Annotated in this window: 24 protein-coding genes; 8 read left to right on the top strand and 16 right to left on the bottom strand. The window is 69.1% G+C overall.

Annotated elements, in window-relative coordinates:
* Window positions 1–3 precede the first annotated feature (3 nt).
* From AB0E69_RS00485 to AB0E69_RS00475, 3 genes are all read left to right on the top strand, one after another.
* The gene (locus AB0E69_RS00485) at window positions 4–702 is read left to right on the top strand and encodes an FCD domain-containing protein (protein WP_360137185.1); all 699 of its coding nucleotides are present in this window, start codon (window positions 4–6) and stop codon (window positions 700–702) included.
* Window positions 699–1139 (top strand): GNAT family N-acetyltransferase, encoded by a 441-nt coding sequence (locus tag AB0E69_RS00480; RefSeq protein ID WP_360137182.1) that lies wholly within the window; start codon window positions 699–701, stop codon window positions 1137–1139. Before AB0E69_RS00485 ends, AB0E69_RS00480 begins: the two co-directional genes overlap by 4 nt.
* Window positions 1140–1210: 71 nt before the next feature.
* Window positions 1211–3163, top strand: a complete 1953-nt coding sequence (locus AB0E69_RS00475; RefSeq protein ID WP_360137179.1) for a glycosyl hydrolase family 28-related protein — start codon at window positions 1211–1213, stop codon at window positions 3161–3163.
* Here the strand turns inward: AB0E69_RS00475 and AB0E69_RS00470 are convergent.
* Window positions 3160–4701: an MFS transporter gene (locus AB0E69_RS00470; protein ID WP_360137176.1), complete on the bottom strand. Its 1542-nt coding sequence runs from the start codon at window positions 4699–4701 to the stop codon at window positions 3160–3162. The two genes, AB0E69_RS00475 and AB0E69_RS00470, sit on opposite strands and share 4 nt — an antisense overlap.
* A 105-nt stretch (window positions 4702–4806) precedes the next feature.
* On the opposite strand from AB0E69_RS00470, the gene AB0E69_RS00465 reads away from it, so the two are divergent.
* Window positions 4807–5238: a MarR family transcriptional regulator gene (locus tag AB0E69_RS00465; protein WP_360137173.1), complete on the top strand. Its 432-nt coding sequence runs from the start codon at window positions 4807–4809 to the stop codon at window positions 5236–5238.
* Window positions 5238–6389 carry a pyridoxal phosphate-dependent aminotransferase gene (locus AB0E69_RS00460; RefSeq protein WP_360137170.1) on the top strand — a complete coding sequence of 384 codons (1152 nt, stop codon included), beginning with the start codon at window positions 5238–5240 and terminating at the stop codon, window positions 6387–6389. Before AB0E69_RS00465 ends, AB0E69_RS00460 begins: the two co-directional genes overlap by 1 nt.
* A 5-nt stretch (window positions 6390–6394) precedes the next feature.
* Here AB0E69_RS00460 and AB0E69_RS00455 read toward each other — a convergent pair whose 3' ends face one another.
* On the bottom strand, window positions 6395–6844 hold the full coding sequence (locus AB0E69_RS00455) for a hypothetical protein (RefSeq protein ID WP_360137167.1): 450 nt from the start codon (window positions 6842–6844) through the stop codon (window positions 6395–6397).
* A 100-nt stretch (window positions 6845–6944) separates the two neighbouring features.
* Here AB0E69_RS00455 and AB0E69_RS00450 point away from each other — a divergent pair, with 100 nt between their 5' ends.
* Complete coding sequence (locus AB0E69_RS00450) at window positions 6945–7394, top strand: GNAT family N-acetyltransferase (RefSeq protein WP_360137164.1); 450 nt, start codon at window positions 6945–6947, stop codon at window positions 7392–7394.
* Between the two features lie 57 nt (window positions 7395–7451).
* Here the strand turns inward: AB0E69_RS00450 and clpB are convergent, their stop codons facing one another.
* The 3 genes from clpB to AB0E69_RS00435 all read right to left on the bottom strand — a co-directional run bounded on the left by clpB (window position 7452) and on the right by AB0E69_RS00435 (window position 12677).
* Window positions 7452–10028, bottom strand: a complete 2577-nt coding sequence (gene clpB, locus AB0E69_RS00445; RefSeq protein ID WP_360137161.1) for an ATP-dependent chaperone ClpB — start codon at window positions 10026–10028, stop codon at window positions 7452–7454.
* A 148-nt stretch (window positions 10029–10176) separates the two neighbouring features.
* Window positions 10177–10839 (bottom strand): response regulator transcription factor, encoded by a 663-nt coding sequence (locus AB0E69_RS00440; RefSeq protein WP_360137158.1) that lies wholly within the window; start codon window positions 10837–10839, stop codon window positions 10177–10179.
* The gene (locus tag AB0E69_RS00435; RefSeq protein ID WP_360137156.1) at window positions 10836–12677 is read right to left on the bottom strand and encodes a sensor histidine kinase; all 1842 of its coding nucleotides are present in this window, start codon (window positions 12675–12677) and stop codon (window positions 10836–10838) included. The genes AB0E69_RS00440 and AB0E69_RS00435 overlap by 4 nt, the downstream gene beginning before the upstream one ends.
* Before the next feature lie 170 nt (window positions 12678–12847).
* Here AB0E69_RS00435 and AB0E69_RS00430 point away from each other — a divergent pair, with 170 nt between their 5' ends.
* On the top strand, window positions 12848–14017 hold the full coding sequence (locus AB0E69_RS00430; protein WP_360137153.1) for a glycosyltransferase 87 family protein: 1170 nt from the start codon (window positions 12848–12850) through the stop codon (window positions 14015–14017).
* Here AB0E69_RS00430 and AB0E69_RS00425 read toward each other — a convergent pair.
* The 5 genes from AB0E69_RS00425 to dnaK all read right to left on the bottom strand — a co-directional run bounded on the left by AB0E69_RS00425 (window position 13984) and on the right by dnaK (window position 19006).
* Entirely contained in the window at window positions 13984–14520 is a 537-nt protein-coding gene (locus AB0E69_RS00425) for a GNAT family N-acetyltransferase (RefSeq protein ID WP_360137150.1), read from the bottom strand. The two genes, AB0E69_RS00430 and AB0E69_RS00425, sit on opposite strands and share 34 nt — an antisense overlap.
* A 228-nt stretch (window positions 14521–14748) precedes the next feature.
* Window positions 14749–15204 (bottom strand): helix-turn-helix transcriptional regulator, encoded by a 456-nt coding sequence (locus tag AB0E69_RS00420; RefSeq protein ID WP_360137147.1) that lies wholly within the window; start codon window positions 15202–15204, stop codon window positions 14749–14751.
* Window positions 15204–16376 (bottom strand): molecular chaperone DnaJ, encoded by a 1173-nt coding sequence (gene dnaJ / locus AB0E69_RS00415; protein WP_360137144.1) that lies wholly within the window; start codon window positions 16374–16376, stop codon window positions 15204–15206. Before dnaJ ends, AB0E69_RS00420 begins: the two co-directional genes overlap by 1 nt.
* Window positions 16377–16406: 30 nt before the next feature.
* Entirely contained in the window at window positions 16407–17135 is a 729-nt protein-coding gene (gene grpE / locus AB0E69_RS00410) for a nucleotide exchange factor GrpE (RefSeq protein ID WP_360137141.1), read from the bottom strand.
* Window positions 17132–19006: a molecular chaperone DnaK gene (dnaK, locus tag AB0E69_RS00405; protein WP_360137138.1), complete on the bottom strand. Its 1875-nt coding sequence runs from the start codon at window positions 19004–19006 to the stop codon at window positions 17132–17134. The genes grpE and dnaK overlap by 4 nt, the downstream gene beginning before the upstream one ends.
* 217 nt (window positions 19007–19223) lie before the next feature.
* Between dnaK and AB0E69_RS00400 the strand changes: the two genes are divergently transcribed.
* On the top strand, window positions 19224–19697 hold the full coding sequence (locus tag AB0E69_RS00400; RefSeq protein WP_360137135.1) for a GNAT family N-acetyltransferase: 474 nt from the start codon (window positions 19224–19226) through the stop codon (window positions 19695–19697).
* On the opposite strand, the gene AB0E69_RS00395 is transcribed toward AB0E69_RS00400, so the two are convergent.
* The 6 genes from AB0E69_RS00395 to AB0E69_RS00370 form a co-directional block, all read right to left on the bottom strand.
* Window positions 19694–20095 carry a phosphoribosyltransferase gene (locus AB0E69_RS00395; RefSeq protein WP_360137132.1) on the bottom strand — a complete coding sequence of 134 codons (402 nt, stop codon included), beginning with the start codon at window positions 20093–20095 and terminating at the stop codon, window positions 19694–19696. The two genes, AB0E69_RS00400 and AB0E69_RS00395, sit on opposite strands and share 4 nt — an antisense overlap.
* Before the next feature lie 144 nt (window positions 20096–20239).
* A complete protein-coding gene (gene hutI / locus AB0E69_RS00390) occupies window positions 20240–21403 on the bottom strand; it encodes an imidazolonepropionase (protein WP_360137129.1) in 1164 nt (387 codons plus the stop codon).
* The gene (locus AB0E69_RS00385; protein WP_360137126.1) at window positions 21400–22710 is read right to left on the bottom strand and encodes a formimidoylglutamate deiminase; all 1311 of its coding nucleotides are present in this window, start codon (window positions 22708–22710) and stop codon (window positions 21400–21402) included. Before AB0E69_RS00385 ends, hutI begins: the two co-directional genes overlap by 4 nt.
* A complete protein-coding gene (locus AB0E69_RS00380) occupies window positions 22707–23894 on the bottom strand; it encodes an allantoate amidohydrolase (RefSeq protein ID WP_360137123.1) in 1188 nt (395 codons plus the stop codon). Before AB0E69_RS00380 ends, AB0E69_RS00385 begins: the two co-directional genes overlap by 4 nt.
* 7 nt (window positions 23895–23901) lie before the next feature.
* Window positions 23902–24825, bottom strand: coding sequence for an ABC transporter substrate-binding protein (locus tag AB0E69_RS00375; RefSeq protein ID WP_360137120.1), 924 nt, complete (start codon window positions 24823–24825; stop codon window positions 23902–23904).
* A gap of 79 nt (window positions 24826–24904) precedes the next feature.
* Entirely contained in the window at window positions 24905–25555 is a 651-nt protein-coding gene (locus AB0E69_RS00370) for an ABC transporter permease (RefSeq protein ID WP_360137117.1), read from the bottom strand.

Here is a 25555-nt window from a genome sequence, read left to right as displayed (position 1 = left end):
GGGATGGCAGCCACGGACAAGGCCCTGGCCGGCCTGCGGCAGATGATCGCGTCGGGTGAGCTCGGGCCGGGAGCGAAGTTCCCGCCGGAGCCCGACCTGTGCGACCACCTCGGGGTGTCCCGCAGCTCGCTGCGCGAAGCGGTCCGCTCGTTGTCCGCGCTCGGCGTGATCGAGTCCCGGCACGGCTCGGGAACGTACGTGTCGGCGCTCGACCCGGCTGCGATCATCGGCCGGTTCTCGCTGTCGGTCGAGCTGATCCCGCTCGAGGGCGTGCTCGAGCTGCTCGAGGTACGGCGGGTGCTCGAGGCGCACGCGACCGCGACCGCCGCAGCCCGCCAGGACCCCGAGTTCGCGACCCGGCTGAGCGACATCCTCGACCGTCTGGAAGCCACCACCGACGCGACCGAGATCCAGCACCTGGACGCCGAGTTCCACAACGCGATCTGTACCGCGGGCGGCAACCCGACCGTCACCGCGCTCACCGACGTAATCCGCGGCCGCGGCGGCCACTACCGGATCTTCGAACCCGGCGCCGACTTCGACGCGATCAAGCAGACCAGCGACCGCGGCCACCGCGCCATCCTCGCCGCCATCGCCGACCGCAACCCGGCCGCCGCATCCACCGCCGCCTCCGCCCACATAGCCCAAACCGAACACTGGCTCCGAGCCCTCCGCCCCAACCCGCAACCAGACCTGCCATGACCCCCTGGACCCTTCGCCCCGCCACGACCGACGATCTCGAACACCTCACCGACCTCCGCGCGGTCGTGATGCGACCAGACCTGGAACGCCTCGGCCGGTACGACGAACATCGCGTCCGGCAGCGGCTGCGCGACGGATTCTCGGCCGCGAACACCCGGATCATCGAGGTCGACGGCGAGTTCGCCGGCTCGATCGCCGTCCGGCCGGAGGCGGACCGGCACTGGCTGGAGCACTTCTACCTTGCCCGGCAGCATCAGGGCAGGGGTGTGGGTTCGGCGGTCCTCCGATCGGTTCTCGAGCAGGCCGACGCAGCGGGCACGACCCTCAGCCTGAACGTCTTGCAGGGCAGCCCGGCTCGGAAGCTCTACGAGCGGCACGGGTTCGTGGTCGAGTCCGAGGATCCCGTCGACGTCTTCATGGTTCGTAATTTTCTTTGAGCTGTCGAGATCTTGCGCTGGGATCGTCGGCTGCATAACCTCCAGACAATTCGTCCGGAGGGGATCCGCCGATGTCTCGTTCACCCCTGCGCCTGACTGCGGTCGCCGTGACCACCGCAGTCCTCGGCGCGCTGCTCACCTCTCAGGCCTCCGCTCAACTCCTACCGCGGGTCACCCGCGCGGGGCTGGATCCGGCGCTCGTGGCCGGACGCGGTGCCGAGGTTCCGTTCGTCGAGCAGGAGGCGGAGAACGCCGTCTTCACCGGCGAGAAGATCGGTCCGGGACGGGACGCGTACACGCTCCCGGCCGAGGCCTCCGGGCGGACCGCCGTACGGCTGCTGCCCACGCAGTACGTCGAGTTCACGCTGACGCAGCCGGCCAACGCGCTGACGCTGCGGTACAGCATCCCGGACGCGCCGGATGGCGGCGGGATCACCGCTCCGCTGGACCTCAGCGTGAACGGGAAGCACCAGCGGACGATGACGCTGACGTCGCAGTACGCCTGGCTCTACGGGATGTATCCGTTCTCGAACGACCCGAACGTCGACCCGATCCCCGGCTGGTGGAAACCCGAGCCGGACCCGGTGGCGAAGCCGTTCCGGCCGAACCACTTCTACGACGAGCAGCGTGTGCTGCTCGACCACACGTACAAGGCCGGCGACCGCGTGCGGTTCGCCGTACCGCGCAGCACACCGGCCGCCTGGACCGTCCTCGACGTCACCGACTTCGAGGTCACGCACAAACTGCCGCAGCCAAGGCACTCGCTGGATGTGCGGCTGTTCGGTGCCGACCCGACCGGCCGGCACGACGCGGCACCGGCGATCGAGCGCGCGATCGCGGCGGCCAAGAGGCTCGGCTGGTCGGTGTTCATCCCGGCCGGGACGTTCCAGGTCAACCGGCATATCGTGGTTGACCAGGTGACGGTTCGCGGCGCCGGCAACTGGTGGACGATCATCAAGGGCAAGGTCCTGCCGTTGAGCCAGCCGGCGCCGGACAAGTCCGTGCACAGCGCCCCCGGCTTCTACGGCAGGTACGCCGCCGACGGCGGCAGCACCGGCGTACACCTGTCCGACTTCGCGATCGAGAGCGACGTCCGCGAGCGCATCGACACCGACCAGGTGAACGGTGTCGGCGGCGCGATCGGCGGCGGCTCGACGATCGAGAACCTCTACCTGCACCACACCAAGGTCGGCATCTGGCTGGACGGCCCGCTGGACGGCCTGCTGATCCGCAACAACGTGATCACCGATGCCGTTGCCGACGGCATCAACCTGCACCTTGGCGTGTCCAACGTCCGGGCCACCAACAACTTCGTCCGGAACAGCGGCGACGACGGCCTGGCGATGTGGTCCGAGGCCAACCCCGGCGGCCTGGTCAACCACGACAACAGCTACGACCACAACACCGTCCAGACGCCGGTGCTCGCTAACGACATCGCGATCTACGGCGGTCGCGACAACGCGGTCACCGACAACCTGGTCGCGGACCCGATCCGCGAGGGCAGCACGTTGCACGCCGGGTCCCGGTTCAACGCGACGCCGTTCGAGGGGAAGCTGATCTTTGCCCGCAACACCACGGTCCGCGGCGGTCCGCGGGACCTGAACTGGGACATCGGGCTCGGCTCGATCTGGCTGTACGCGCTGCAGTCGACGATGTCCGGCAGGATCGAGATCACCGACAGTTCGTTCCTGGACTCGACGTACAACGCGATGATGTTCGTCGTCGACTGGCCGGTGAAGGACGACTACGGCATCACGAATGTTGCCGTCCGCAACATCAAGGCCGACGGCACCGGCACCAACGTGGTGAACGCCCGGGTCGGCGGCGGCGCCAGTTTCGAGAACGTCGACGCCCGCAACGTCGGGGCGCCGTTCGTGAACAACTGCGGCACCTTCCACTTCACCGGGACGCCGGAGTTCGAGTTCCGCGACCTCGGCGGCAACGACGGTGGCTGGACCGGCGCGACGTGGTGCGAGGACCGCCCCACCGTCGTACCGCCACCACCGCCGTCGCCCTGGAACTAGATCTCGACCGGCACCTTCTCCTGCTGGTCTTCCGGGACCCGGCGAGTCTCGCGGAAGGCCAGCAGGAGAACGATCGCGCCGACGAGAACGATCCCGCCGGCGACACCGGCCGCGACATGCATGGCGTGGATGAACGCGTCGTTCGCCGCCTGCACAAGCTCCGGCCGGTGCAACGTGCCGGCCACATGCCGGGTCGCCTCGGCCGACGTACCGGCCGCGTCCGGCAGGCCACCCAGTGACGGTGCGATCGCGTGCTGGTAGGTCGACGACACGATCGTGCCGAGAACGGCGACGCCCAGCACACTCCCGACCTGCCGGAGGGCGTTGTTGACCGCGGACCCCGCGCCCATCCGGTCCAGCGGCAGGGTCGCCATGATCGCAGCCGTGGTCGGTGCGGTCGTCATACCGATGGACAGACCAACAGCTCCGCCGACGATGCCGATCCAGACGAGCGAGGTGTTCACGTCGTACAGCAGGTTGAGCTCGAAGCACGCCGCGAGCACCAGGACCGCCGTGCCCGAGACCCTGGCGACACCGAAGCGCGCCGCGAGCCGGGCGCCGAGCTGGGAGCCGATGATCACGCCGGTTGCGGCCGGCAACGACATCAGGCCGGCCGCGAGAGCGCTCATGCCGCGGGCGCCCTGGTAGTAGAAGGCCAGGTAGAAGCTCTGACCGGTGAGGGTGAGGAAGACGATCGCGAGGGTGAAGTTGCCGGCCGCGAACCGCCGGTTGCGGAACAGGCGTGGGTCGAAGCTCGGCTGGTCCTCGCGCCACTCGGAGAAGATGAAGCCCGCGAGCAGGACGAGCCCCGCGCCGATGCTGGCCCAGACCTGCCAGCGGTCCCAGCCGCCCTGATGACCGCCTTCGATCAGCCCGTACGAGACGCCGAGCAGGCCAAGGGTGGACAGGCCGAGACCGAGCGGGTCGAGCCGGCGACGCTGCGGGCTGCGCGGGTTCGGCAGCACCAGCGCGGCGCCGACCAGGCCGAACGCGACGATCGGCAGGTTGATGGTGAACACCGATCCCCACCAGAAGTGGTCGATCAGCAGGCCGCCGAGGACCGGGCCGACCGCGACGCCGACACCGGCCGACGAGCCCCAGACCGCGATCGCGCCGGCCCGGCGCTCGGGCGGGAACACCCAGCCGATGATCGCCATCGACGGCGGCATGATCAGCGCGCCGCCGAGACCCATCAGCGCGCGGGCCAGGATGAGGGCGACCGGTCCGCCGGCCCAGGCGGCCCACGCGGAGGCGAGGCCGAAGATCAGCAGACCGAGCATGAGGATGGTCCGGTGGCCGTAGCGGTCACCGAGGGCACCGGCCAGGAACAGCGCGGTGGCGAAGAGCAGCGAGTAGATGCCCAGGGCCCACTGCAGCTGGCCGGGCGTGGCGCCGAGCCCGTGCACCGGGTCGGCGAGGCGTTCGAGGGCGATACCGAGGACGGTCGAGTCGATCCAGATCAGCACGGCCGAGACGACCAGGATCGCGAGCACGCGGCGTTGCCGGCGTACGTCGGTGACGGGGTGGATCGTGGACACGAAGTCTCCTATGATTGTCAGGATCCTGACGAGATTTCGATCATCCTAGATTGACAGGAACCTGTCAATCTACTTTTCCTGAGCCGGCCCGGCAGAATGGGGAGCATGGATCCCTACCAGGACGACGGCTGCGTCACGTTTCTCGTCCGGCACGCCTGGCTGAGCATGCGCTCCGCCCTGGCCGAGGCGCTCGAAGAGCACGGGCTGTCGGTGCAGCAGTACGGGACGCTGCTCTGCGTCCGGAAGGATCCCGGCCTGACCATCGCCGATGTCGGCCGCGTGGTCGGGACGACGCGGCAGTCGGCGAACGAGCTGATCACCGGGATGGAGGGCGCCGGCCTGGTCGAGCGCCGGCCGAACCCGAAGGACCGCCGGACCCAGCAGGTCCACCTGACCCCGGCCGGCGCCCGCAAGCTGGACGAGGCGACGCCGGCGATCCGCAAGGTCGAGAACGAGCTCGAGGCCGCCTTCACCGCCGCGGACCGGACCACGGCGCGTGCCTGGTTGTCGCACATGATCGAAACGATCGAGGGCTGATGCGCGCACACGCCGAGCGGTTGACCGGGCTGGGTACGACGATCTTCGCCGAGATGTCCGCGCTCGCGGTGGCCACCGGGTCGGTGAACCTCGGGCAGGGGTTCCCGGACCGCGATGGGCCGGACTCGGTGCTCGAGGACGCGATCGCGGCGATCCGGGCCGGCGCGAACCAGTACCCGCCCGGCCGCGGGATCCCCGTGCTGCGGCAGGCCATCGCCGATCACCAGAAGCGGTTCTACGACTTCTCGTACGCCCCTGACACCCAGGTCCTGGTCACCACCGGCGCCACGGAGGCGGTCGCGGCCGCCCTGCTCGCGTACGTCGAGCCCGGCGACGAGGTGATCGCCCTCGAGCCGTACTACGACTCGTACGCGGCCGGCATCGCCTTCGCCGGCGGCCGGCGCGTCCCGGTCACCTTGCGAGCGCCGTCGTACCGGCTGGATCTCGACGAACTGCGGGCCGCGGTCACGCCGCGGACCAAGGTGCTCCTGATCAACTCACCGCACAACCCGACCGGAACCGTCCTGACCGACGAGGAGCTCGGCGGGATCCGCGATGTCGCCGTCGAGCACGACCTCGTCGTCATCACTGACGAGGTCTACGAACACCTCGTCTACGACGGCCTGCAGCACCGCCCATTGGCGTCGTACGACGGGATGGCGGAGCGGACCGTGTCGATCAGCAGCGCGGGCAAGACCTTCGCCGTCACCGGCTGGAAGATCGGCTGGGTGACCGGCTCCCCCGAGGTCGTCACGGCCGTCACGACCGCGAAGCAGTTCCTCACCTTCACCTCCGGCGCACCCTTCCAGCCCGCCATCGCCAATGCACTTGCCTTAGGCAACGACTACTTCGATGCCCTGCGCGCCGACCTGCAGTCCCGCCGCGACCTGCTGTCCGACGGCTTGGCCGAGCTCGGCTTCGAGGTTCACCGCCCGGCCGGCACGTACTTCGTCACCACCGACATCCGCCCGCTCGGCTACGACGACGGCATCGACTTCTGCCGCATGCTCCCCGAGCGAGCCGGCGTCGTAGCAATCCCCCACCAGGTCTTCTACGACAACACCTCGGCCGGACGCCCCCTGGTCCGCTGGGCCTTCTGCAAACAACCAGAAGTCCTGCAGGAAGCACTCACCCGGCTGCAGAAACTCTGAGCCGGTCAGTGGCGGTTGAACCAGATTTTGGTGGGGTGCTGGAGCATGAGGACCAGCAGGGTGGCGTGGATTGCCAGGCCGAGGATGCTCGATGGCAGCGCGACCACGCCGCCGGCGATGCCGAGGGCGGCGACGCCGATCAGGAGCCGGCGTGCCCAAGGTTGGCGTTTGCGCAGGAAGATCGCCGGGAGCAGGTAGAGGACGGCACAGACGGCTGCGGCCGCGACCGCAATCGGGGCGTTGTCCGGCGAACCGGTCAGCACGTCCGAGATCTGCCGGCCCGCCGAGGTCATCGCCAGGACCGCCAGCAGCACGCTGATCGCGCCGAGCCCGAGCGAGATGACGCTCGCGACAGTCACCTGCTTCGGAGTCGCCTGGTAGCTGTAGGTGTCCGGCGCCGCACCGAACAGACCGGAGTACGGCCCCGGCCGCCGATCACCACGCTGCTCATCCATCCGCTCCGACGTTCCTTCCACCAGCCCCCACCCGATCCTCCCAGATCACCCAAGCGAGAAAGCAGTTGCCCGCGACCGGTCCGCGGACGACAGTGAGCGCGTGGACGGGTTCGAGCTGCGGGTCGCCGTGGACGAACGACTCGAGGAGGAGCTGGTCGACCGTCTGGTCGAGTACAACCAGGACCGGTCGGCGGTGGTCCGCGAGCGGTTCGAGCCGGCCAACCTCAAGTCAGAGCCGGTCCAGGTCTTCGCCCTCACACCGGCCGGCACGCTGCTCGGCGGCTGCGCCGGCCGGGTCGAGCGGGTCTGGCACTGGCTCACCGTCGACACGATGTGGGTCGACGAGACCGCTCGCAGCCGCGGCATCGGGAGCGCCCTGCTCCGCTCGATCGAGGACGAGGCCCGCAGTCGCGGTTGCCGTTGGTCCGAGGTGACGACTTTCGACTTCCAGGCGCCGGGCTTCTACCGACGGGCGGGCTACGAGCAGTTCGGCGTGAAGCACGACTACCCGCCTGGTCACGCGAACTACTTCTTCCGCAAGGAGCTATAGCTTCCTTGTGCCCCGTCGGGAAAAGGGGCCCGGTCCATCCGGACCGGGCCCCAGCTTTCAGGACACCTCGAGCGCGTCCTTGGACTCGTTCAGGGTGACGTGGACGGTTTCGCCGTCGCGGACCGTGCCGTTCAGCAGGCCGCGGGCGAGCTCGTCGCCGATCGCCGACTGGACCAGCCGGCGGAGCGGGCGAGCGCCGTACACCGGGTCGTAGCCGGTCATCGCCAGCCACTCCATCGCGCCCTCGTCGACCTCCAGCGTGATCCGGCGGTCGGTCAGGCGGCGCTGCAGGGCCTGGATCTGCAGGGCAACGATCTGGGTCAGCTCCTCGGTGCCGAGCGCGTCGAACAGCACGATCTCGTCGAGCCGGTTGATGAACTCCGGCTTGAACGACTGCCGCACCACGGCCATCACCTGGTCACGCTTGACCTTGTCGTCCAGCGCCATGTCGGCCAGGTACGCCGAGCCCAGGTTGCTGGTCAGGATCAGGATCACGTTGCGGAAGTCGACTGTGCGGCCCTGGCCGTCGGTCAGGCGACCGTCGTCCAGCACCTGCAGCAGGATGTCGAAGACCTCGGGGTGCGCCTTCTCCACCTCGTCGAGCAGGATCACGGAGTACGGCCGGCGGCGGACCGCCTCGGTCAGCTGGCCACCCTCCTCGTACCCGACGTAGCCGGGCGGGGCACCGACGAGCCGGGCCACGCTGTGCTTCTCGGAGTACTCCGACATGTCGATCCGGACCATCGCCCGCTCGTCGTCGAAGAGGAAGTCCGCCAGCGCCTTCGCCAGCTCGGTCTTACCCACACCCGTCGGACCGAGGAACAGGAACGAACCCGTCGGCCGGTCCGGGTCGGAGATCCCCGCCCGCGCCCGGCGGACGGCGTCGCTGACGGCCTTGACCGCCTCGCGCTGGCCGATCAGCCGGCGGCCGAGCTCGTCCTCCATCCGGAGCAGCTTGCCGGTCTCGCCCTCGAGCAGCCGGCCGGTCGGGATGCCGGTCCACATCGCGATCACCTCGGCGATCTCGGTCGGGCCGACCTCCTCGTTGACCATCGCGTCGGGGGCCTCGGCGGGCTCCTCTTCGGCGTCGGCGGCCTCGAGCTCCTTGGTCAGCTCGGGAATGTCGCCGTACAGGATCCGGGACGCGGTCTCGAAGTCGCCGTCGCGCTGCGCCCGCTCGGCCTGACCGCGGAGCTCGTCGATGCGCTCCTTGATCTCACCGATCCGGTTCAGGCCGGACTTCTCCCGCTCCCAACGGGCCTCGAGCGCACGCAGCTCCTCCTCGCGGTCGGCGAGGTCGGCGCGCAGCCGCTCCAGCCGCTCCTGCGACGAGGGGTCCTCCTCGCGGGACAGCGCGAGCTCCTCCATCTTCAGCCGGTCGACGGTCCGGCGCAGCGAGTCGATCTCGACCGGGGACGAGTCGATCTCCATCCGCAGCCGGGACGCGGCCTCGTCGACCAGGTCGATCGCCTTGTCCGGCAGCTGGCGACCGGAGATGTACCGGTGCGACAGCGTGGCCGCGGCGACCAGGGCCGAGTCGGAGATGGCGACCTTGTGGTGCGCCTCGTACCGCTCCTTCAGCCCGCGCAGGATCGCGATCGAGTCCTCGACCGACGGCTCGCCGACGAACACCTGCTGGAAACGACGCTCCAGGGCCGGGTCCTTCTCGATCCGGGTCCGGTACTCGTCCAGGGTGGTGGCGCCGATCATCCGCAGCTCGCCGCGCGCCAGCATCGGCTTCAGCATGTTGCCGGCGTCCATCGCGCCCTCGCCGGACGCGCCGGCGCCGACGACGGTGTGCAGCTCGTCGATGAACGTGATGACCTGACCGTCGGACTCCTTGATCTCGGTCAGCACCGCCTTCAGCCGCTCCTCGAACTCACCGCGGTACTTCGCGCCCGCGACCATCGCACCGAGGTCGAGGCTGATCAGCCGGCGGCCACGTAGCGACTCGGGCACGTCACCGGCCACGATCCGCTGGGCCAGGCCCTCGACGACGGCGGTCTTGCCGACGCCGGGCTCACCGATCAGCACCGGGTTGTTCTTGGTACGGCGGGACAGCACCTGCACCACGCGCCGGATCTCGGAGTCGCGGCCGATCACCGGGTCGAGCTTGCCGTCCTTGGCGCGCTCGGTCAGGTCGACGCCGTACTTCTCCAGCGTCTTGGTGGTGCCTTCGGCCTCCGGAGAGGTGATCCGTCGGTTCCCCCGCATCTGGTCGAACGCCGTCAGCAGCGCGTCCGCGGTCACGCCGAGCGCGGACTGGGCCGGCGACTCGACAGTCGCGAGCGCGATCAGCAGGTGCTCGGTGGATACGTATTCGTCACCCAGCCCGAGCGCCCGCTGCTCTGCCTGGTTCAACACGTCACTGGTCTTCGGCGACAGGCTCGGCGCCTGCACGCTCCCACCGCTCGCCTTCGGCAGCCGCTTCAGCTGCTCGGCGGTCTTCCGGCGGACCGCATCCACATCGCCGCCGGCCGCCTCGAGCAGACCGATCGTGGTCCCCTCGGGCTGCGCCAGCAGTCCCGACAACAGGTGAACGGGCTCCACGGTCGGGTTGCCCGCCGCGGAGGTCTGACGGATCGCGACCGACAGGGTTTCCCGGGCCAGCGTCGTCAACCGCTGAACGTCCATCTGGTTCCAGCCTTTCAAGCTCAAGCAACAACAGTCACTGGGTACAACTTATCCAAACTTGAGTCCATTCCACTCAACCTTAGGAAATCCCAGGGATGATTCAGGGGTGATGCCACTCAGCGTCACCTCTGATAGACGCTCAGTGCTGTCAACGGCGGCCGGCTGATACCAGGCCGGCCTCGTAGGCCAGGATCACCGCCTGGACCCGGTCGCGCAGGTTGCACTTGGCCAGGATCCGGCTGACGTGGGTCTTCACCGTGTGCTCGGTGAGCTGCAGCTCGTCGGCGATCTCGGCATTGGAGTTGCCCTTGGCGACGAGGCCGAGGACCTCCCGCTCGCGGGCGGTGAGTACGTCCAGGCTGCCTGCGACCGCGGGGTCCGGGCCGCTCTCCGCGAAGCGGTCGATCAGCCGCCGCGTCACCGGTGGGGCGAGCAGCGCGTCGCCGCCGGCGATCACCCGGACCGCGTTGATCAGCTCGTCCCGCGACGACCGCTTCAGCAGGAACCCGCTGGCCCCGGCGCGCAACGCGTCGTACACGTACTCGTCGAGGTCGAAGGTGGTCAGGATCAGGACGCGCGGTCCGCCGGCCAGTCGCCTGGTCGCCTCGATCCCGTCCATCACCGGCATCCGGACGTCCATCAGCACGACGGCGAGGTCGAGGATCGCGACCGCCTGCCGGACCGCGTCGGCGCCGTCGACGGCCTGGGCGACCACCTCGATGTCGGGTTGCCCATCCAGGATCATCGCGATCCCGTCCCGGACCAGGTCCTGGTCGTCGACGACCATCACCTTGATCGGCCGGTCGTTCATCGGCCCGCCCCGACCGGGAACCAGGCGGCGATCGTCGTACCGGCTCCCGGCGTACTGCGGATCTCCAGCGTGCCGCCCTCGATCCGGACCCGCTCGCGCATCCCGGCCAGTCCGTGCCGCCCGCCGCGCGCCGCCGCCGCGACGTCGAACCCGCTGCCGTCGTCGGTCACCACGACCCGCACCCCTGTCTCCTCCACCCGGACCACCACTCGCGCAGCCGACGCCTTGGCATGCCGGACCACGTTGGTCAGCGCCTCCTGCACCAAGCGGTACGCCGCCAACTGCTGGCCTTCCGGTGGACCGTCAGGGTCGCCTGCCACGTCCAGCTCGATCGGCAGGTGACCGTCCGACACGTCCGTCACCAACTGTGGCAGATCCCCCAGGCCAGGCTGGGGCGCGAGCTGCGGGTCCGGGATGCCGTCCTCGTCGCGCAGCGCGGACAGCAACCGGTCCAGCTCACTCAGGGCCCGGCGTCCGGCGTCGCCGATCCGCTGGAACCCAGCCAGGACGTCGGCATCCCCGCGGCGGATCAGGTCGGGTCCGGTCTCGGCCTGGATCACCATCAGGTTCACCGCGTGCGCGACCACGTCGTGCAGGTCGCGCGCGATGTACGACCGCTCGGTGAGGACGACCTGCTCGGCCTCGCGCTCGGTAGCCACGCGCTCGAGCTCCGCCTCGCGGGCGGCGGCCTGCCGGTTCCGCGCGTACAACCGGACGGCGATCCCGGCGCAAACCGGCATCAACAGCGTGAGCGACAGGCTGACCGGCCACTGCCGATCGACGAGGTGCGAGTAGACCTCCCACCCCTGGAGCAGGGCCCGCTCGGGATTCGAGTCCAGCTCCGGATGGTCGATCCGCGGGAAGATCAAGACCATCTGCGGGTACCGGATCCGGTCCGCAAGCATCGGCAACGCCGCGAGAAGGAGAACCGCCGTCGGCACCGACCATCGCAACGCGGGTCGGCCGGTGCCCAATGAGTACAGGGCAAAACCCAGGGCGAACAGCATCGATCCGAGGTTGCCGGTCTGCCAGTACGACAGCAGGGCGGCAATTCCGAGGATGACCGCGGGGATGGCCGGCCGGCGGCGTCGTACCGCGAGAGTCAGCGGGGCGCAGACCAGGACGTACGGCATCCAGCCCGGCGCGGTCCACCAGTTCCCGTGCGCCTTGCCCGACCAGATCTCGATCAACACCACCGAGCTGAGTCCCAGCCCGACCAGCAGGTCGACCAGGAGCGGATCGGTCCGGCTGAACGCACCGACGAGCAACTCCTCCGCACGCTCGATTGCGCTGCGGCGGCCCTGGCGGCGTCGCCGCAGAATCAAGGAGACGACAGCCCAGACCGCCAGCGCGGCTGCAAGCTGCCCTGGCCACCCCACGCGTTGGACGTAGCTCCAGGCCACCTCGAGCGAGCCGGGGAGCCAGGCCAACCAGTGACTGATCGGCGGCAGACCGGCCAGCGCGATGGTGAGGACAAGACCGGTGATCTTGCCCGAGCGGGTCGGCAGCGACGACACAACGAGCAGGCAAGCGATCAGCAACGGCCAGGCTGCTTGGTCGAACAGGAATGACCACAGGTACCCGGCCAGGAGCAGCCCGACCAGCGCCGGCCCGGGATTGAGCCGGCGGATCGCCACGATCAGGGGGCTGACGGCAACGGCACCGACGAAGACCAGCGAGGAGTGGCCCCACAGGTCGGCCCGCTGGGCCAGCCAGATCTGGGTCAGCGCCGTGGCCAGGCCAGTGATGGCCACGTCGGACCAGGTGATCCGCGAACCGCCGACAGACTGCAGAGTGGACAAGCTGAACGCCGGGAGCCGGCTCCGCAGTCGTTCCATCACCTGTCCATTCTGCGACCAACCGCCCCCGCCTGCCGTCACTCTCAGGAGTGACACGGGGATCATTCAAAAGAGTGGCTGCGCCTGCTCCGATGCCCCTCGGGGAAGCGACCCAGGGTGGCTCTCAGCGGCGATGTGCCGACCCAAGGGTTCCCGCGAGGGTCGAAGACATGACGATCGACCTTGTTCCGCACCGGGTCCGGCGGCGGCTGCCGGCGGGCATTCTGGTGCTGGCGGCAACGATGTTGCCGGTGCTCTGTCTGCTGGTCTGGCACCCGTGGAACGCGACCATGGGTGACCTCAGGGTGTACTTCGCCGCGGCCCGCGGGCTCGTCGACGGCGACGACATCTACACGGCGCACCACAAGTTCCCGGGGATGGGACTCGGGTTCACCTACCCGCCGTTCGCGGCGCTGGTGTTCGCGCCGCTGGCGGTCGGGCTGACGTTCGCCCGGTTCGCGATCACGCTGGCCTCGGCGGCGGCGCTACTGGTGATCGGCTGGACCACGGCGAAGGCCTTGCGGTGGGGCCCGATCGCCGCGCTGGTGATCGCGTTCGCCGCATTGGCCTTCGAGCCCGTGTGGTCGACCTTCGGGCTCGGTCAGATCAACCTGGTCCTGCTCGCGTTGCTGATGCTGGACCTGGTCGGCCCGATGCCGCGCCGGTTCCGGGGCGTCCTGGTCGGGATTGCCACCGGCATCAAGCTCACCCCGGGCATCTTCATCCTGTTCCTGCTGGTCACCAGGCGTTTCCGCGAGGCGGTGGTCGCGGCCGGTACGACGATGGCCACGATGGTGCTCGCCTATCTGGTGATGCCAGACGCCACGACGGAATTCTGGACGAAGTACGTCTTCGACCCCGATCGGCCAGGGCCGGCGCACTACATCAGCAACCAGTCGCTGCACGGCATGATCGCGAGGCTGACCCAGGGATCGGCCGCGACCGTACCACTGTGGTTGCTGGCAGCAATCATCGTGGGCATTGCCGGGCTGGTCCTCGCCCGGCGGTTGTACGACCGGGGGCTGCCCTTCGAGGCGGTCGTCGCGACCGCACTCACCGGGCTGCTGGTCTCACCGATCTCCTGGACCGGGCACTGGGTGTGGATCGTGCCCGCGCTGGCAGTGATGTGGTCGCACCGGGCCGCGCTGCTGTCCTGGCGGACGACAGCGTCGGTGGTGATCACCGGGGTGTTCGTGACCGGGATCGTCTGGTGGCTGCCGTTCGCCCACGATCAGGAGTTTCACTACAACGCCTGGCAGACCGTGGTCGCGAACGCGTACTTGCTCAGTGCGGTCGCACTGACGACTCAGCTGGTGAACTCGGAGGCGCGGATCCGGTAGACCTGCAGGTTCAGGTCGTAGTACTTGTCGGTCTCGCCGACCCACTCCATGCCAAGCCGTTTCGCGGTCGCGATCGCGCGCCGGTTGTTCGGCCGGGCGACCGCGAACAGCTCGTCGACCTGGCCTTCCTTGAACGCCCAGCGCATCAGCGCCTGGCTGGCCTCGGTGGCGTACCCGTGGCCCCAGGCGCTGGGCCGCAGCTGCCAGCCGATCTCGAGATCCTCCTCGTACGGCGGGAGCAGGCGGATCAGCAGCGCGCCGACCAGCTCGCCCGTGTCGTTCCGGGTCACGGCCCAGCGGCCGGCCGGGACGACGAAGTTCGGCTGGGCCTCGATCCAGGCCTGCAGGATCAGCCGCATGCTGGCGGCGTCGGGCACCTTGTCGATGGCCGGGGACAGCCAGGGCGCCACGTCCGCGGATCCGAAGATCTCCAGTGCGGCGTCGGCGTCGTCTTCCACCCAGTCCCGGATCAGCAACCGGTCGGTCTGCAGACTGAGAGTCACGTCGTCAGCGTAATCGGTCCGCACAACCCGGGCGAGGCGGAAGAAGTGGCCGCAGGGTGGTCCTGGGATGGACCACCCTGCGGGGGTCGAAGGGCGCTGGGGGGATGTGCGGCCCTTCGACTGTGGAGGCGTCGTGGGGGGACGACGGCCTCCACCGGAAACCGGAGGCCCCGTGGGGGTGGGTCGGGACGTTCCGGTGGTTCTGGAGTGGTGGTCGAGCGGGGAGGATCAGCGGGAGCCGAGCTCCAGCGGCGCGGTCCGGATCCAGCGTGTCGTGGTCTGCTGGCGGCCCATGGCGATCACGTCGCCGGCGGGGCCGGCCGAGAAGACCCGGCTGGCGGTGGTGCGCCTCGAGGCGCCGACACCACGCTGTACCTCGGCCAGGAGCTGGTTGACCCGCTTCCGCAGGTCCTCCACCTCCGACTGTAGCGCGAGGATGTGCCGAATCCCCGCCAGGTTGACGCCTTCCTCCTGTGACAAATGCTGCACGTACCGCAGCTTCGCCACGTCGTACGCCGAGTACCGCCGGCCGCGGCCGGACGCCCGGCTCGGCACCACCAGGCCGAGCCGGTCGTACTGGCGCAACGTCTGCGGGTGCATGCCGGCCAGCTGGGCCGCCACCGAGATCACGTAGATCGGGGTGCGGTCGTCCCAGGTCGGCACCTGGCTGAACGGGATGCCCATCACGAACTCCCGAACAACCCGGCCCGCAGATCAGGCTGGTCCGACGCGGAGCTGAACTCCTGCAGCTTCGCCTTCTGCTCGTCGGTCAGCTCGTGCGGGACCTGTACGTCGAGCGTCAGCAGCAGATCGCCCTTCGTCCCGTCCCGGCGGACCGAACCCTTGCCGCGGACGCGCAGCTTGCTGCCGTTCGCCGTACCGGCCGGGATCCGGACCGTGACGGGCAGGCCGTCCAGGGTCGGAACCTTGATCTCGGCACCCAGCGCCGCCTCGGTGAAGCTCACCGGGACGCTCAGCGTCAGGTGCTCGCCCTGCCGGCCGAAGATCCGGTGCGGCTTGACGTGCACGGTGACGTAGAGGTCGCCCGCCGGGCCACCGCGCTCGCCGGAGGCACCCTTGCCCTTCAGCCGGATCCGCTGGTTGTCCTGCACACCGGCCGGGATCCGGACCTGCATGGTCTTGCTCGACGTGCCGCGGCCGGAGCCGTGGCAGGTCTCGCACGGCTGGTCGACGACCAGGCCGCGACCCTTGCACTCGGTGCACGGCTCGGTCATGGCGAACACGCCGCCCTGGACCGAGGTCTGCATGCCCGTGCCCTCGCACTTCAGGCAGACCTTCGGCACCGTGCCGTACTTCGCGCCGGTACCGCGGCAGGTCTTGCAGGGTTCGTCGCTGGTCATCCGGAGCCCGACCGTGACCCCACCGACGGCCTCGGCGAACTCGATCGTCGCCTCGGTCTCGATGTCCTGGCCGCGCCGCGGACGCGCCGTCGTCGTGGTGGTCGTGGTCCGGCCACCGCCGCCGAACATGCCGCCGAGGATGTCGCCGAGGCCACCGCCACCGCCGCCGGCGCCGCCCCGGTTGAACAGGTCGCCGACGTCGAAGTTGAAGCCGCCACCGCCCTGTCCGCTACCGCCCGGCATCCGGAAGCCGCCGCTGCCGAACAGCCGGCGCGCCTCGTCGTACTCCTTGCGCTTCTTCGGGTCGCCGACCACGTCGTACGCCTCGGAGACCTCCTTGAACTTGGCCTCCGCGGTCGCATCGCCGGTGTTGGCGTCGGGGTGGTACTTGCGCGCCAGCTTCCGGTACGACTTCTTGATCTCGTCCTGCTCGGCGGTCTTGGCGACGCCGAGAACCTTGTAGAAGTCCTTCTCGAGCCAGTCCTTGGTGCTCATCCGACGCCTCCCCTCCCGTTGAGCCGGCCGTTACTCCGCGGACTCGTCCGCGGCTTTGTCGTCATCTGTGTTCTCCACCGGTCCATCGGCCTGCGCCGCGGCCGGCACTGGTTCGGTCGGCAGGGGTTCGGTCGGTTCCGACACCGCCACCCGGGCCGGCCGCAGGACCCGCTCGCCGAGCCGGTAGCCCGGCTGCATGATCATCGTCGCGGTCGGACCGTCGACCTCGTCGGAGTAGTTGTGCAGCAGGGCCTCGTGGATCCGCGGGTCGAAGGCGTCACCCTTCTCGCCGAACTTCACCAGGCCGAGCTTCTCGGTGACCCGCTCCAGCGACTCGGCCACCGCCTTGAAGGCGCCGTCCAGCTCACCGGCCTCGCGGGCCCGGCCGACGTCGTCGAGGATCCCGAGCAGCTCGGTCAGCACCGAGCCGATCACGAGCTCGCGCGCGGCCTCGCGGTCCCGGTCCACCCGGCGCTTGTAGTTCACGTACTCGGCCTGCAGACGCTGCAGGTCCGCCGTACGCTCCTTGAGCGCCTCGGTGAGCAGTGCTTCCTGGGCGGACGGGCCGGTCAGGTCGGACGGGTCCACCGGCGGCTGTGCCCCCGGTGTCCCCGGCGTCCCCGGTGCAGCGCCCGCCGTGGGGGCCTCGGACTGCTCCGAGGCCTCCCGCGGCTTGCCGGTGTCCGGGTCGATCCGGCGCTTGTCCCGGACGACGGGGTCACCGTCGCCGAACTCGCTGCCAGTGGGTCGATCCGTCACTTGTCCTCCGCCGTCTTGTCCTGCGGCCGGTCCTCGTCCACGATCTCGGCGTCCACGACGTCGTCGTCGTTGCTGCTCGTGCTCGCGCCCTCGGACTGCGCGCCGTCGCCGTCCGTCGACGCACCGCCGGCGGCCTGGGCGTTCGCGTACATCGCGGCACCCATCTTCTGGCTGGACTGGGCGAGCTTCTCCGAAGCGGCCTTGACCGCGTCGTCGTCGTCACCCTCGAGCGCCTTCTTCAGCTCGGCGACGCCGTCCTTGACCTCGGTCTTGACGTCGTCCGGGACCTTGTCCTCGTTCTCCGACAGGAACTTCTCGGTCTGGTAGACGAGGCTCTCGGCCTGGTTGCGGTTCTCGACCGCCTCCCGGCGCTTGCGGTCCTCCTCGGCGTACTGCTCGGCGTCGCGGACCATCTGGTCGATGTCGGTCTTCGGCAGCGCGGAGCCACCGGTCACCGTCATCCGCTGCTCCTTGCCGGTGGCCAGGTCCTTGGCGTTCACGTGCACGATGCCGTTCGCGTCGATGTCGAAGGTGACCTCGATCTGCGGCACGTTCCGCGGCGCCGGCGGCAGGCCGGTCAGCTCGAAGTTGCCGAGCGACTTGTTGTCGCGCGCCATCTCCCGCTCGCCCTGGTAGACCTGGATCATCACCGACGGCTGGTTGTCCTCGGCGGTGGTGAAGATCTCCGAGCCCTTGGTCGGGATCGTGGTGTTGCGCTCGATGATCTTGGTGAACACGCCACCCTTGGTCTCGATCCCGAGGCTCAGCGGGGTCACGTCGAGCAGCAGGACGTCCTTGACCTCACCCTTCAGCACACCGGCCTGCAGGGAGGCGCCGACCGCGACGACCTCGTCCGGGTTCACACCCTTGTTCGGGTCCTTGCCACCGGTCAGCTCCTTGACCAGGTCGGCCACCGCGGGCATCCGGGTCGAACCGCCGACCAGGATCACGTGGTCGATCTTCGAGACGTCGATCCCGGCGTCCTTGATGACGGCCTTGAACGGGGCGCGGGCGCGCTCGAGCAGGTCGTTGGTGAGCTTCTGGAACTCGGCCCGGGAGAGCTTCTCCTCCAGGTGCAGCGGGCCGGACTCGGTCAGGCTCAGGTACGGCAGGTGGATCGTGGTCTCGGCGGCGGCCGACAGCTCGATCTTCGCCTTCTCGGCGGCCTCGGTGAGGCGCTGCATGGCCATCTTGTCGCCGGACAGGTCGGTGCCGTTCTTGTTCTTGAACTGGGTCACCAGCCACTGCACGATCCGCGCGTCCCAGTCGTCACCACCGAGGTGGTTGTCACCGCTGGTCGCCTTCACCTCGAAGACGCCGTCGCCGATCTCCAGCAACGACACGTCGAACGTGCCACCACCGAGGTCGAAGACCAGGATGGTCTGCTCGGTGCCCTTGTCCAGGCCGTAGGCGAGCGCGGCCGCGGTCGGCTCGTTGACGATCCGGTGCACCTTCAGGCCCGCGATCTCGCCGGCCTCCTTGGTCGCCTGGCGCTGCGCGTCGGAGAAGTAGGCCGGCACGGTGATCACCGCGTCCGTGACCTGCTCCCCGAGGTACGCCTCGGCGTCCCGCTTCAGCTTCTGCAGCACGAACGCGCTGATCTGCTGCGGGGTGAACTTCTTGCCGTCGATGTCCACGTTCCAGCTCTCGCCCATGTGGCGCTTGACGGAGCGGATCGTGCGGTCGACGTTGGTGGTCGCCTGACGCTTCGCCACCTCGCCGACCAGGACCTCGCCGTTCTTGGCGAAGGCGACGACCGAGGGCGTCGTACGCGATCCCTCGGCGTTGGGGATGACGGTGGGCTCGCCACCTTCCAGTACGGCGATGACGGAGTTCGTCGTACCGAGATCGATTCCGACCGCGCGGGCCATGTGTGTACCTCCACGAAGTTGAGTGATGCAGACTCAATGTTGCCGTTCGTCCGGGTCGTTTTCAAATCCGCGGCCGACCAAACTTGAGTTCACTAGGCTCAACATGACACACCGGTCAGGTCATTCCCAAGGGGACCCCCGGATTTCCGGGTCCGGGCCAGGGTGCGGCCAGGGTGACCCCTCCCGGAGCAAAGGCTTTCCGTGGGAGTGTGGACACGTGAAGCTCCGCCCGCTGACCGCCGCCGATGACGCCGCGGTCCTCGCCCTGAACGCCACTGCGGAAGGTCAGGTCGAGCAGTTGGGCCCGGACCGGCTGGACTGGCTCCGCCTGATCGCTGCCCACGCCGTCGTCGTCGACCTGGACGGCCGTCCGGCCGGGTACGCGCTGACCTTTACCCCGGGGTCGGCGTACGACGGCCTCGAGTTCGAGTGGTTCACCCGGACCTACGCGGACCGCTTCCTGTTCATCGAGCGGATCGTGATCGCCACCGAGCACCGGCGGCAGGGGCTCGCGTCCCAGGTCTACCGCGCGATCGAACGGGCCGCCAAGCCGTTCGACCGCGCGGTGGCCCGGGTGTACTCCGCCTCCGGCCTCGCCTTCCACCGGTCCCGCGGGTACGTCGAGGTCGGCAAACAGCGCCTCCCCGACGGCACCACAGCGTCCCTCGTCTCGAAGGAGCTAGGTGGTTAGAGCTGCCGGAGGTTGAGCAGGGCCCTCAGCGGTAGCTCATGACGAAGGCGCGCGTTGGCGAGGCCGTCGACGATGCAGGCTGCGCCGATCCAGTGGGCTTTGCACTGGGCAACCAGCGAACGCGCCGCGCACGCGGTCGCTCCGGTGTCCGCCCAGTCGTCGACCAGCAGGACGTGATCTGTGGGCTGGATCAGTCCGTGGCGGAAGCCGAACTCGACGTGCCGGTCCCGGTAGTCGGGTGCCGTCGTATGACGAATCCAGCGGTCGCTGTCCGTGGCGGCGCCCTGGTCCTTGCGCATCTCCACGAACCCCACGCCCAGGGCGGCAGCCGTCAGCGCGCCCAGCAGCGAGCCGCGGGAGACCGGACCCAGGACGACCGTAGGCGTCTCGTCGTACAAGCCGGCGAGAGCCGGACCGAGCCCGCGCAGCAGCTCGGCGTCGCGCCACCAACCGGTCAGGTCGGCGTACGAGCTTCAGGCGCCGCGGTCGGTGCGCCAGGTGAAGGTGGTGCGGAGGCGTGCCTTGATGTCCATGTACTCAGGTTAAAGCGGGCGTCCACCGATAAATGTCTGCGAGACGAGCGGTACGCCGGGACGGTAGGAGAGGTGCAGGTACGACGGTGCGTCGAGGACTGTCAGGTCTGCGCGAGCGCCCGGTGTCAGGTGACCGATGTCGGTACGGCGGAGGGAAGCCGCACCGCCTGCGGTTGCTGACCACAGCGCCTCTGCGGGGGTCATGTGCATGTCCCTGACGGCGAGAGCGATACAGAAGGGCATCGAGGATGAATACCCAGAACCGGGGTTGCAGTCGGTGGCGAGGGCTACCGTGACGCCGGCGTCCAGTAGGCGGCGGGCGTTCGGGTAGGGGGATCTTGTGGAGAACTCGATCGCGGGGAGGAGGCCGGCGACTACCCCCGACGACGCGAGTGCGTCGATGTCGGCGTCGGTCAGGTAGGTGCAGTGATCGGCGGCGGCTGCCTTGAGCTCGCAGGCGAGCTGGACGCCGGGGCCCTCGCCGAGCTGGTTGGCGTGGACTCGGGCTTTGAGACCTTGGGCCTGGCCGGCCTGAAGGATCGCCCGGGCCTGGTCGGCGTCGAAGGCGCCGCGTTCGACGAAGACGTCGATCCACTTCGCGTGTTTCGCGGCCGCGTCGAGCATCGGGCCGGTGACGAGCTCGACGTACCCGGCCGGGTCGTCCTGGAACTCGGCGGGGACGACATGCGCTCCGAGGTACGTCGTCTCGTCGGTGAACTGGCCGGCGATCTCGAGCGCACGGGCCTCGTCGGCGACGGTCAGGCCGTAGCCGGACTTGATCTCGACGGTCGTGGTGCCTTGCCGGCGCATCTCGGTGACCAGGCGGGAGACGTTTGCGGTGAGCTGTTCGTCGGTGGCCGCGCGGGTGGCAGCGACCGTGGTGCGGATGCCGCCGGCGGAGTACGGCGTCCCCGTCATACGGGCCGCGAACTCCTCGGCGCGGTCGCCGGCGAAGACGAGGTGTGAGTGCGAGTCGACGAAACCGGGGATGACGGCGCGGCCGCCGACGTCGAGGGCGGCGTCGGCCTCCGGGGCGTCTTGGCGGCTGCCAACCCAGGCGATGTTGGTGCCGTCGATCACCAGGGCCGCGTCGTGGAGCTCGCCCAGCAGGTCGCCGCGGGTGGGGTCGTTGGTGACCAGGGAGCCGATGCCGGTCAGCAACAGAGAGGTCACGGTGTCACTGCTCCGATCGACGTAGCCAGCTCAGCTGCTACGCCCAGACGAATGTGCTTGCCATCAGCAACCAAATGATGGCCCTGGACCACCACATCTGAAACGTCGGCGGCGGAGGCTGCGAAGACGGCGGTTTCGACCGTGCCGCCAGTGCCTGCGGTGCGAGGGGTGTCGAGACGGATGGCAACCAGGTCGGCGCGGGCGCCGGGGGCGATGGTGCCGGCGTCGTCGAAGCCGATCGAGCGGTGGCCGTCGATCGTGGCGGCCTTGAAGAGTTCGGGGGCGGACCAGTGGCCGCGCTCCTGGGTGGCGAGGCGTTCGTCGAGCTCGACCGCGCGCATCTCCTCGAAGAGGTCGATGACTGCGTGACTGTCCGAGCCCAGGGTGAGCGGGGAGCCGGCATCGCGGAGGCGCGTGGACGGGCCGATGCCGTCGGCCAGGTCGCGTTCGGTGGTCGGGCAGAAGCAGGAATACGTCGCGGAGCTGCCGAGCAGGCCGACATCGACGTCCGTGAGGTGCGTGGCGTGGACCGCGCTCGTCCGGCCGCTGAGGAAGCCGGCCTCGTCGAGGACCTGGGCCGGGGTGCGGCCGTAGGCCTTCAGAGACGACTCGTTCTCCGCGACCTGCTCGGAGAGGTGGATGTGCAGCGGTACGTCGGGAAACGCGGACGCCACCGCGCCGAGCTGATGCTGCGGTACGCCGCGGATCGAGTGGGCGGCCGCGCCGATCACCACGTCGTCGCTGCCTTCGAGGTTGCCGACGCGGGCGGCCCAGCTGGCCGCGTCGCCGTCGCTGAACCGTTGCTGGACCTCGTTGAGCGGCTGGTCGATGCCGCCGGCGAGGTAGCAGGTGTCGAGCAGGGCGATCCGGATACCGGCGTCGCGGGCGGCGGCGATGAGCGCCGTACCCATGGCGTTCGGGTCGTCGTAGCGGCGGCCGCCGGGGGCGTGGTGCAGGTAGTGGAACTCGCCGACCGCGGTGATGCCGGCGAGCAGCATCTCGGCGTAGACGGCTTTCGCGAGGTCGTAGTACGAGTCGGGGGTAAGGGCTTGTGCCACGGCGTACATCTGCTCCCGCCAGGTCCAGAAGGTGCCGCGCTCGGTCTGCGTGCGCCCGCGCAGCGCCCGGTGGAAGGCGTGGGAGTGACAGTTGGCCAGGCCGGGGGTCACGAGTCCGCTCAGTTTGGTGGCGGTGCCGGGCTGGGCGTTCGGTTCGACTGTCGTGAAGCGGCCGGCGTCGATGGTGATCAGGACGCTGTTCTCGACACCATTGGGGAGCAGGGCGGTTTCACACCAGTACTGCGTCACTTCGCGAGATCCTTCAGTACGGCGGCCAGCGCGTCGACGCCCTGGAGACAGTCGTCCAGCTCGGCGTACTCGGCGGGCGAGTGGGAGATGCCGGTCGGGTTCCGGACGAACAGCATCGCGGTCGGGATGCCGGCGGCCGAGAACACGCCCGCGTCGTGGCCGGCGCCGGTCGGGAGGACCGGGGCACCGTCGAGCACGTCGACGAGCCGATCCCGCAGCCCGGCCGGGAAGTCGACCACCGGCGAGACCGACTCGGCGGTCACGGTCAGGGTGGTCCCGTCGCGCTCGGCGCGTTCGGTGGCCTGCTTGGTGATTGCTTGTAGCAACAGTTCGAGTGTTTCGGTGTCGGCCGCCCGCGCATCCAGCCAGGCGGTCACCTGCGAGGGTACGGCGTTGGTGCCGTTCGGCTCGACGGCCACCCGCCCGAACGTCGCCCGGGCGCCCGCCAACCGCGCCTGCTTGTTGGCGGCCAGCGCCGTCATCGCGTAGGTGAGCATCGGATCGTGTCGATCCTCCATCAACGTCGTCCCCGCGTGGTTGGCCTCACCCCCAAAGGTGAACCGGTACCGCCCATGCGGCCAGATGGAGCTGGCAACCCCGACCGGGGCCGTCAGCCCCCTCCCCTGCTCCACATGCAACTCGACAAACGTCCCAATCCGCGCGAGCAGCGGCGACGGCCCCACCCTACCCGGATCAACTCCCGCGCCTTCCAGCGCTTGTTGCAGAGACACCCCGGCCCTGTCCGTCAACTGCAGAGCCTTCTCAGCCGGCAAAACTCCAGCCGCAACCCGAGACCCCAAACAAGGCATCCCGAACCGCGACCCCTCCTCCTCCACAAACGCACCCACCCCAATCGGCACACCCGGCTCGAACCCCTCCGCCCGCAACTGATCCACAGCCGCGAGCGCCGACACAACCCCCAACGGCCCATCAAACGCCCCACCGTCAATCACCGAGTCCAAATGACTACCTGTGACTACTCCTGGAGCGTCGGACGAACCCCACCAGGCGATGAGGTTGCCGATGCCGTCGGATTGGAGGGTTAGGTTGCGGGCGGCGCACTGGTCCTGGAACCAGTGCGTCGCTTCGCGTTCGGTGGGGGTCCAGCCGCCTCGGGTGTAGCCGCCGGTTTCGGGGTTGCGGCCGATGGCGGACTGGTCGGCCCAGAGGGATTCGAAGCTCAAGTCAGCCTCAGGACACGGGGTTCTTCGACAGCCAGTCCTTGGCCACCGCGTCGGCGCTCTCCTTGCCGACGTCGATCCGCTTGACCAGGTCGGTCAGCGCGTCGGTGGTGAGCTTCGCGTCGACCGCGTTCAGCACCGCGGCCACGTCGTCCGACTTGTGGTCGGTCCGGATCAGCGGAACGATGTTGTTCGGCGGCAGGATCTTCTCCGGGTCGTCGAGCTGCACCAGCCCCTGGTCCTTGATCACGGACTGGGTGGTGAACAGGTTCGTCACCTGGATCTGGTTGTCGGTCAGCGCCTTGATGCTCAGCGGACCACCCGCGTCCAGCGTCTTGTACTCCTTGAACTCGACGCCGTACTTCTCCTTCAGGCCCTTCAGCCCCGCGGACCGGACCTTGAACTCCGAGCTGCCGCCGGCGACCAGGTTCTTGCCCTTGAGGTCACCGAGCGACTTCAGGCTGTACTTGTCCGCGGTCGCCTTGGTGACCACGATCGTGTCCTCGTCGGCGGCCGGGGACTTGTCCAGCACCTCGAGCCCGGACGGCAGCGCCTTCTTCAGCGCGTCGTACGCCTTGTCCGGGTCGGTCTCGGTCGAGTTCTTGTCGAAGTACGCCAGCGCGGCGCCGGTGTACTCCGGAACCAGGTCGACGGACCCGTCCTTGAGCGCGGCCATGTAGGTCTCGCGGTTGCCGATGTTGGGCTTCTTCTTCACGTCGATGCCCTTGCCGGCGAGCGCCTGGCCGTAGATCTCCGCCAGCAGCTGGCTCTCGGAGAAGTCGGCGGACCCGACGGTGATGCTGCTCACCTTCGAGGGCGCGGGCGAGGAGCCCGCGTTGTTGCCGCCGAGCTGGTCGCCCCCACCGCCACAACCGGCCAGGCCGAGCACAGCCACCCCGGCGATCGCAGTACGGATGAGTGTGGATCTCAACACGAGAGCCTCCAGTGTTCTCGTTCAGCCATCGGCCGGTGCCGATGGATGCATCTCAAGTTCAGCAGGTAGGTAGGACAGTTCAGTCGATCTTCAGGCCCGGGGACACGGTGAGTCGTCCGATCAGCGCGAAGACCGCGTCCAGCAGCAGCGCAAGCAGCGCCACCAGCAGCGCGCCGCTGAACATCTGCGGGAAGTCCCGCAGCTTCAGCCCGTCGACGACGTACCGCCCGAGGCCGCCGAGCGACACCAGCGCCGCGATCGTCGCGGTCGACACGATCTGCAGCGTCGCGCTGCGCAGGCCGGAGATGATCAGCGGCAGGCCGATCGGGATCTCCACCTTGGTCAGGATCTCCCGCCCGGTCATCCCCATCCCGCGGGCCGCGTCGATCGTCGCTGCGTCCACCCCGGAGAGGCCGGCGTACGTCGACGCCAGGATCGGTGGGACGCCCAGCGCGACCAGCGCGATCAGCACCGGCAGGAAGCCGATCTGGTTGGTCAGCAGGACGGCGATCATCAGCAGCCCGAGGCTGGGCAGCGCCCGCGCGGCGTTGCCCAGGTTGATCGCGAGGAACGCCCCGCGCCGGGTGTGGCCGATCCGCAACCCGATCGGCAATGCGATGACCGCGGACAGGCCGAGCGCGGCAAACGTGTACCAGAGGTGCTGCACGATCCGCGCCCAGATGCCTTCGTTGCCGGACCAGTTGAACGAGTCGGTCAGGTACTGCCACAT

The organism is Kribbella sp. NPDC026611, assembly GCF_040638345.1.
Taxonomy (GTDB): domain Bacteria; phylum Actinomycetota; class Actinomycetes; order Propionibacteriales; family Kribbellaceae; genus Kribbella.
Note: the sequence above shows the minus strand (reverse complement) of the source record. Positions and strands in the feature narration are given on the sequence as shown.

What these genes read in the sequence shown, in the direction of transcription:
- AB0E69_RS00430 (WP_360137153.1), top strand. Translation starts at nt 12,848, where the DNA reads ATGACGATCGACCTTGTTCCGCACCGGGTCCGGCGGCGGCTGCCGGCG.
- dnaK (WP_360137138.1), bottom strand. Translation starts at nt 19,006, where the DNA reads ATGGCCCGCGCGGTCGGAATCGATCTCGGTACGACGAACTCCGTCATC.
- AB0E69_RS00460 (WP_360137170.1), top strand. Translation starts at nt 5,238, where the DNA reads ATGCGCGCACACGCCGAGCGGTTGACCGGGCTGGGTACGACGATCTTC.
- dnaJ (WP_360137144.1), bottom strand. Translation starts at nt 16,376, where the DNA reads ATGAGCACCAAGGACTGGCTCGAGAAGGACTTCTACAAGGTTCTCGGC.
- AB0E69_RS00465 (WP_360137173.1), top strand. Translation starts at nt 4,807, where the DNA reads ATGGATCCCTACCAGGACGACGGCTGCGTCACGTTTCTCGTCCGGCAC.
- AB0E69_RS00485 (WP_360137185.1), top strand. Translation starts at nt 4, where the DNA reads ATGGCAGCCACGGACAAGGCCCTGGCCGGCCTGCGGCAGATGATCGCG.
- clpB (WP_360137161.1), bottom strand. Translation starts at nt 10,028, where the DNA reads ATGGACGTTCAGCGGTTGACGACGCTGGCCCGGGAAACCCTGTCGGTC.
- AB0E69_RS00420 (WP_360137147.1), bottom strand. Translation starts at nt 15,204, where the DNA reads ATGGGCATCCCGTTCAGCCAGGTGCCGACCTGGGACGACCGCACCCCG.
- AB0E69_RS00475 (WP_360137179.1), top strand. Translation starts at nt 1,211, where the DNA reads ATGTCTCGTTCACCCCTGCGCCTGACTGCGGTCGCCGTGACCACCGCA.
- AB0E69_RS00455 (WP_360137167.1), bottom strand. Translation starts at nt 6,844, where the DNA reads ATGGATGAGCAGCGTGGTGATCGGCGGCCGGGGCCGTACTCCGGTCTG.
- AB0E69_RS00440 (WP_360137158.1), bottom strand. Translation starts at nt 10,839, where the DNA reads ATGAACGACCGGCCGATCAAGGTGATGGTCGTCGACGACCAGGACCTG.
- AB0E69_RS00370 (WP_360137117.1), bottom strand. Translation starts at nt 25,555, where the DNA reads ATGTGGCAGTACCTGACCGACTCGTTCAACTGGTCCGGCAACGAAGGC.
- AB0E69_RS00480 (WP_360137182.1), top strand. Translation starts at nt 699, where the DNA reads ATGACCCCCTGGACCCTTCGCCCCGCCACGACCGACGATCTCGAACAC.
- AB0E69_RS00435 (WP_360137156.1), bottom strand. Translation starts at nt 12,677, where the DNA reads ATGGAACGACTGCGGAGCCGGCTCCCGGCGTTCAGCTTGTCCACTCTG.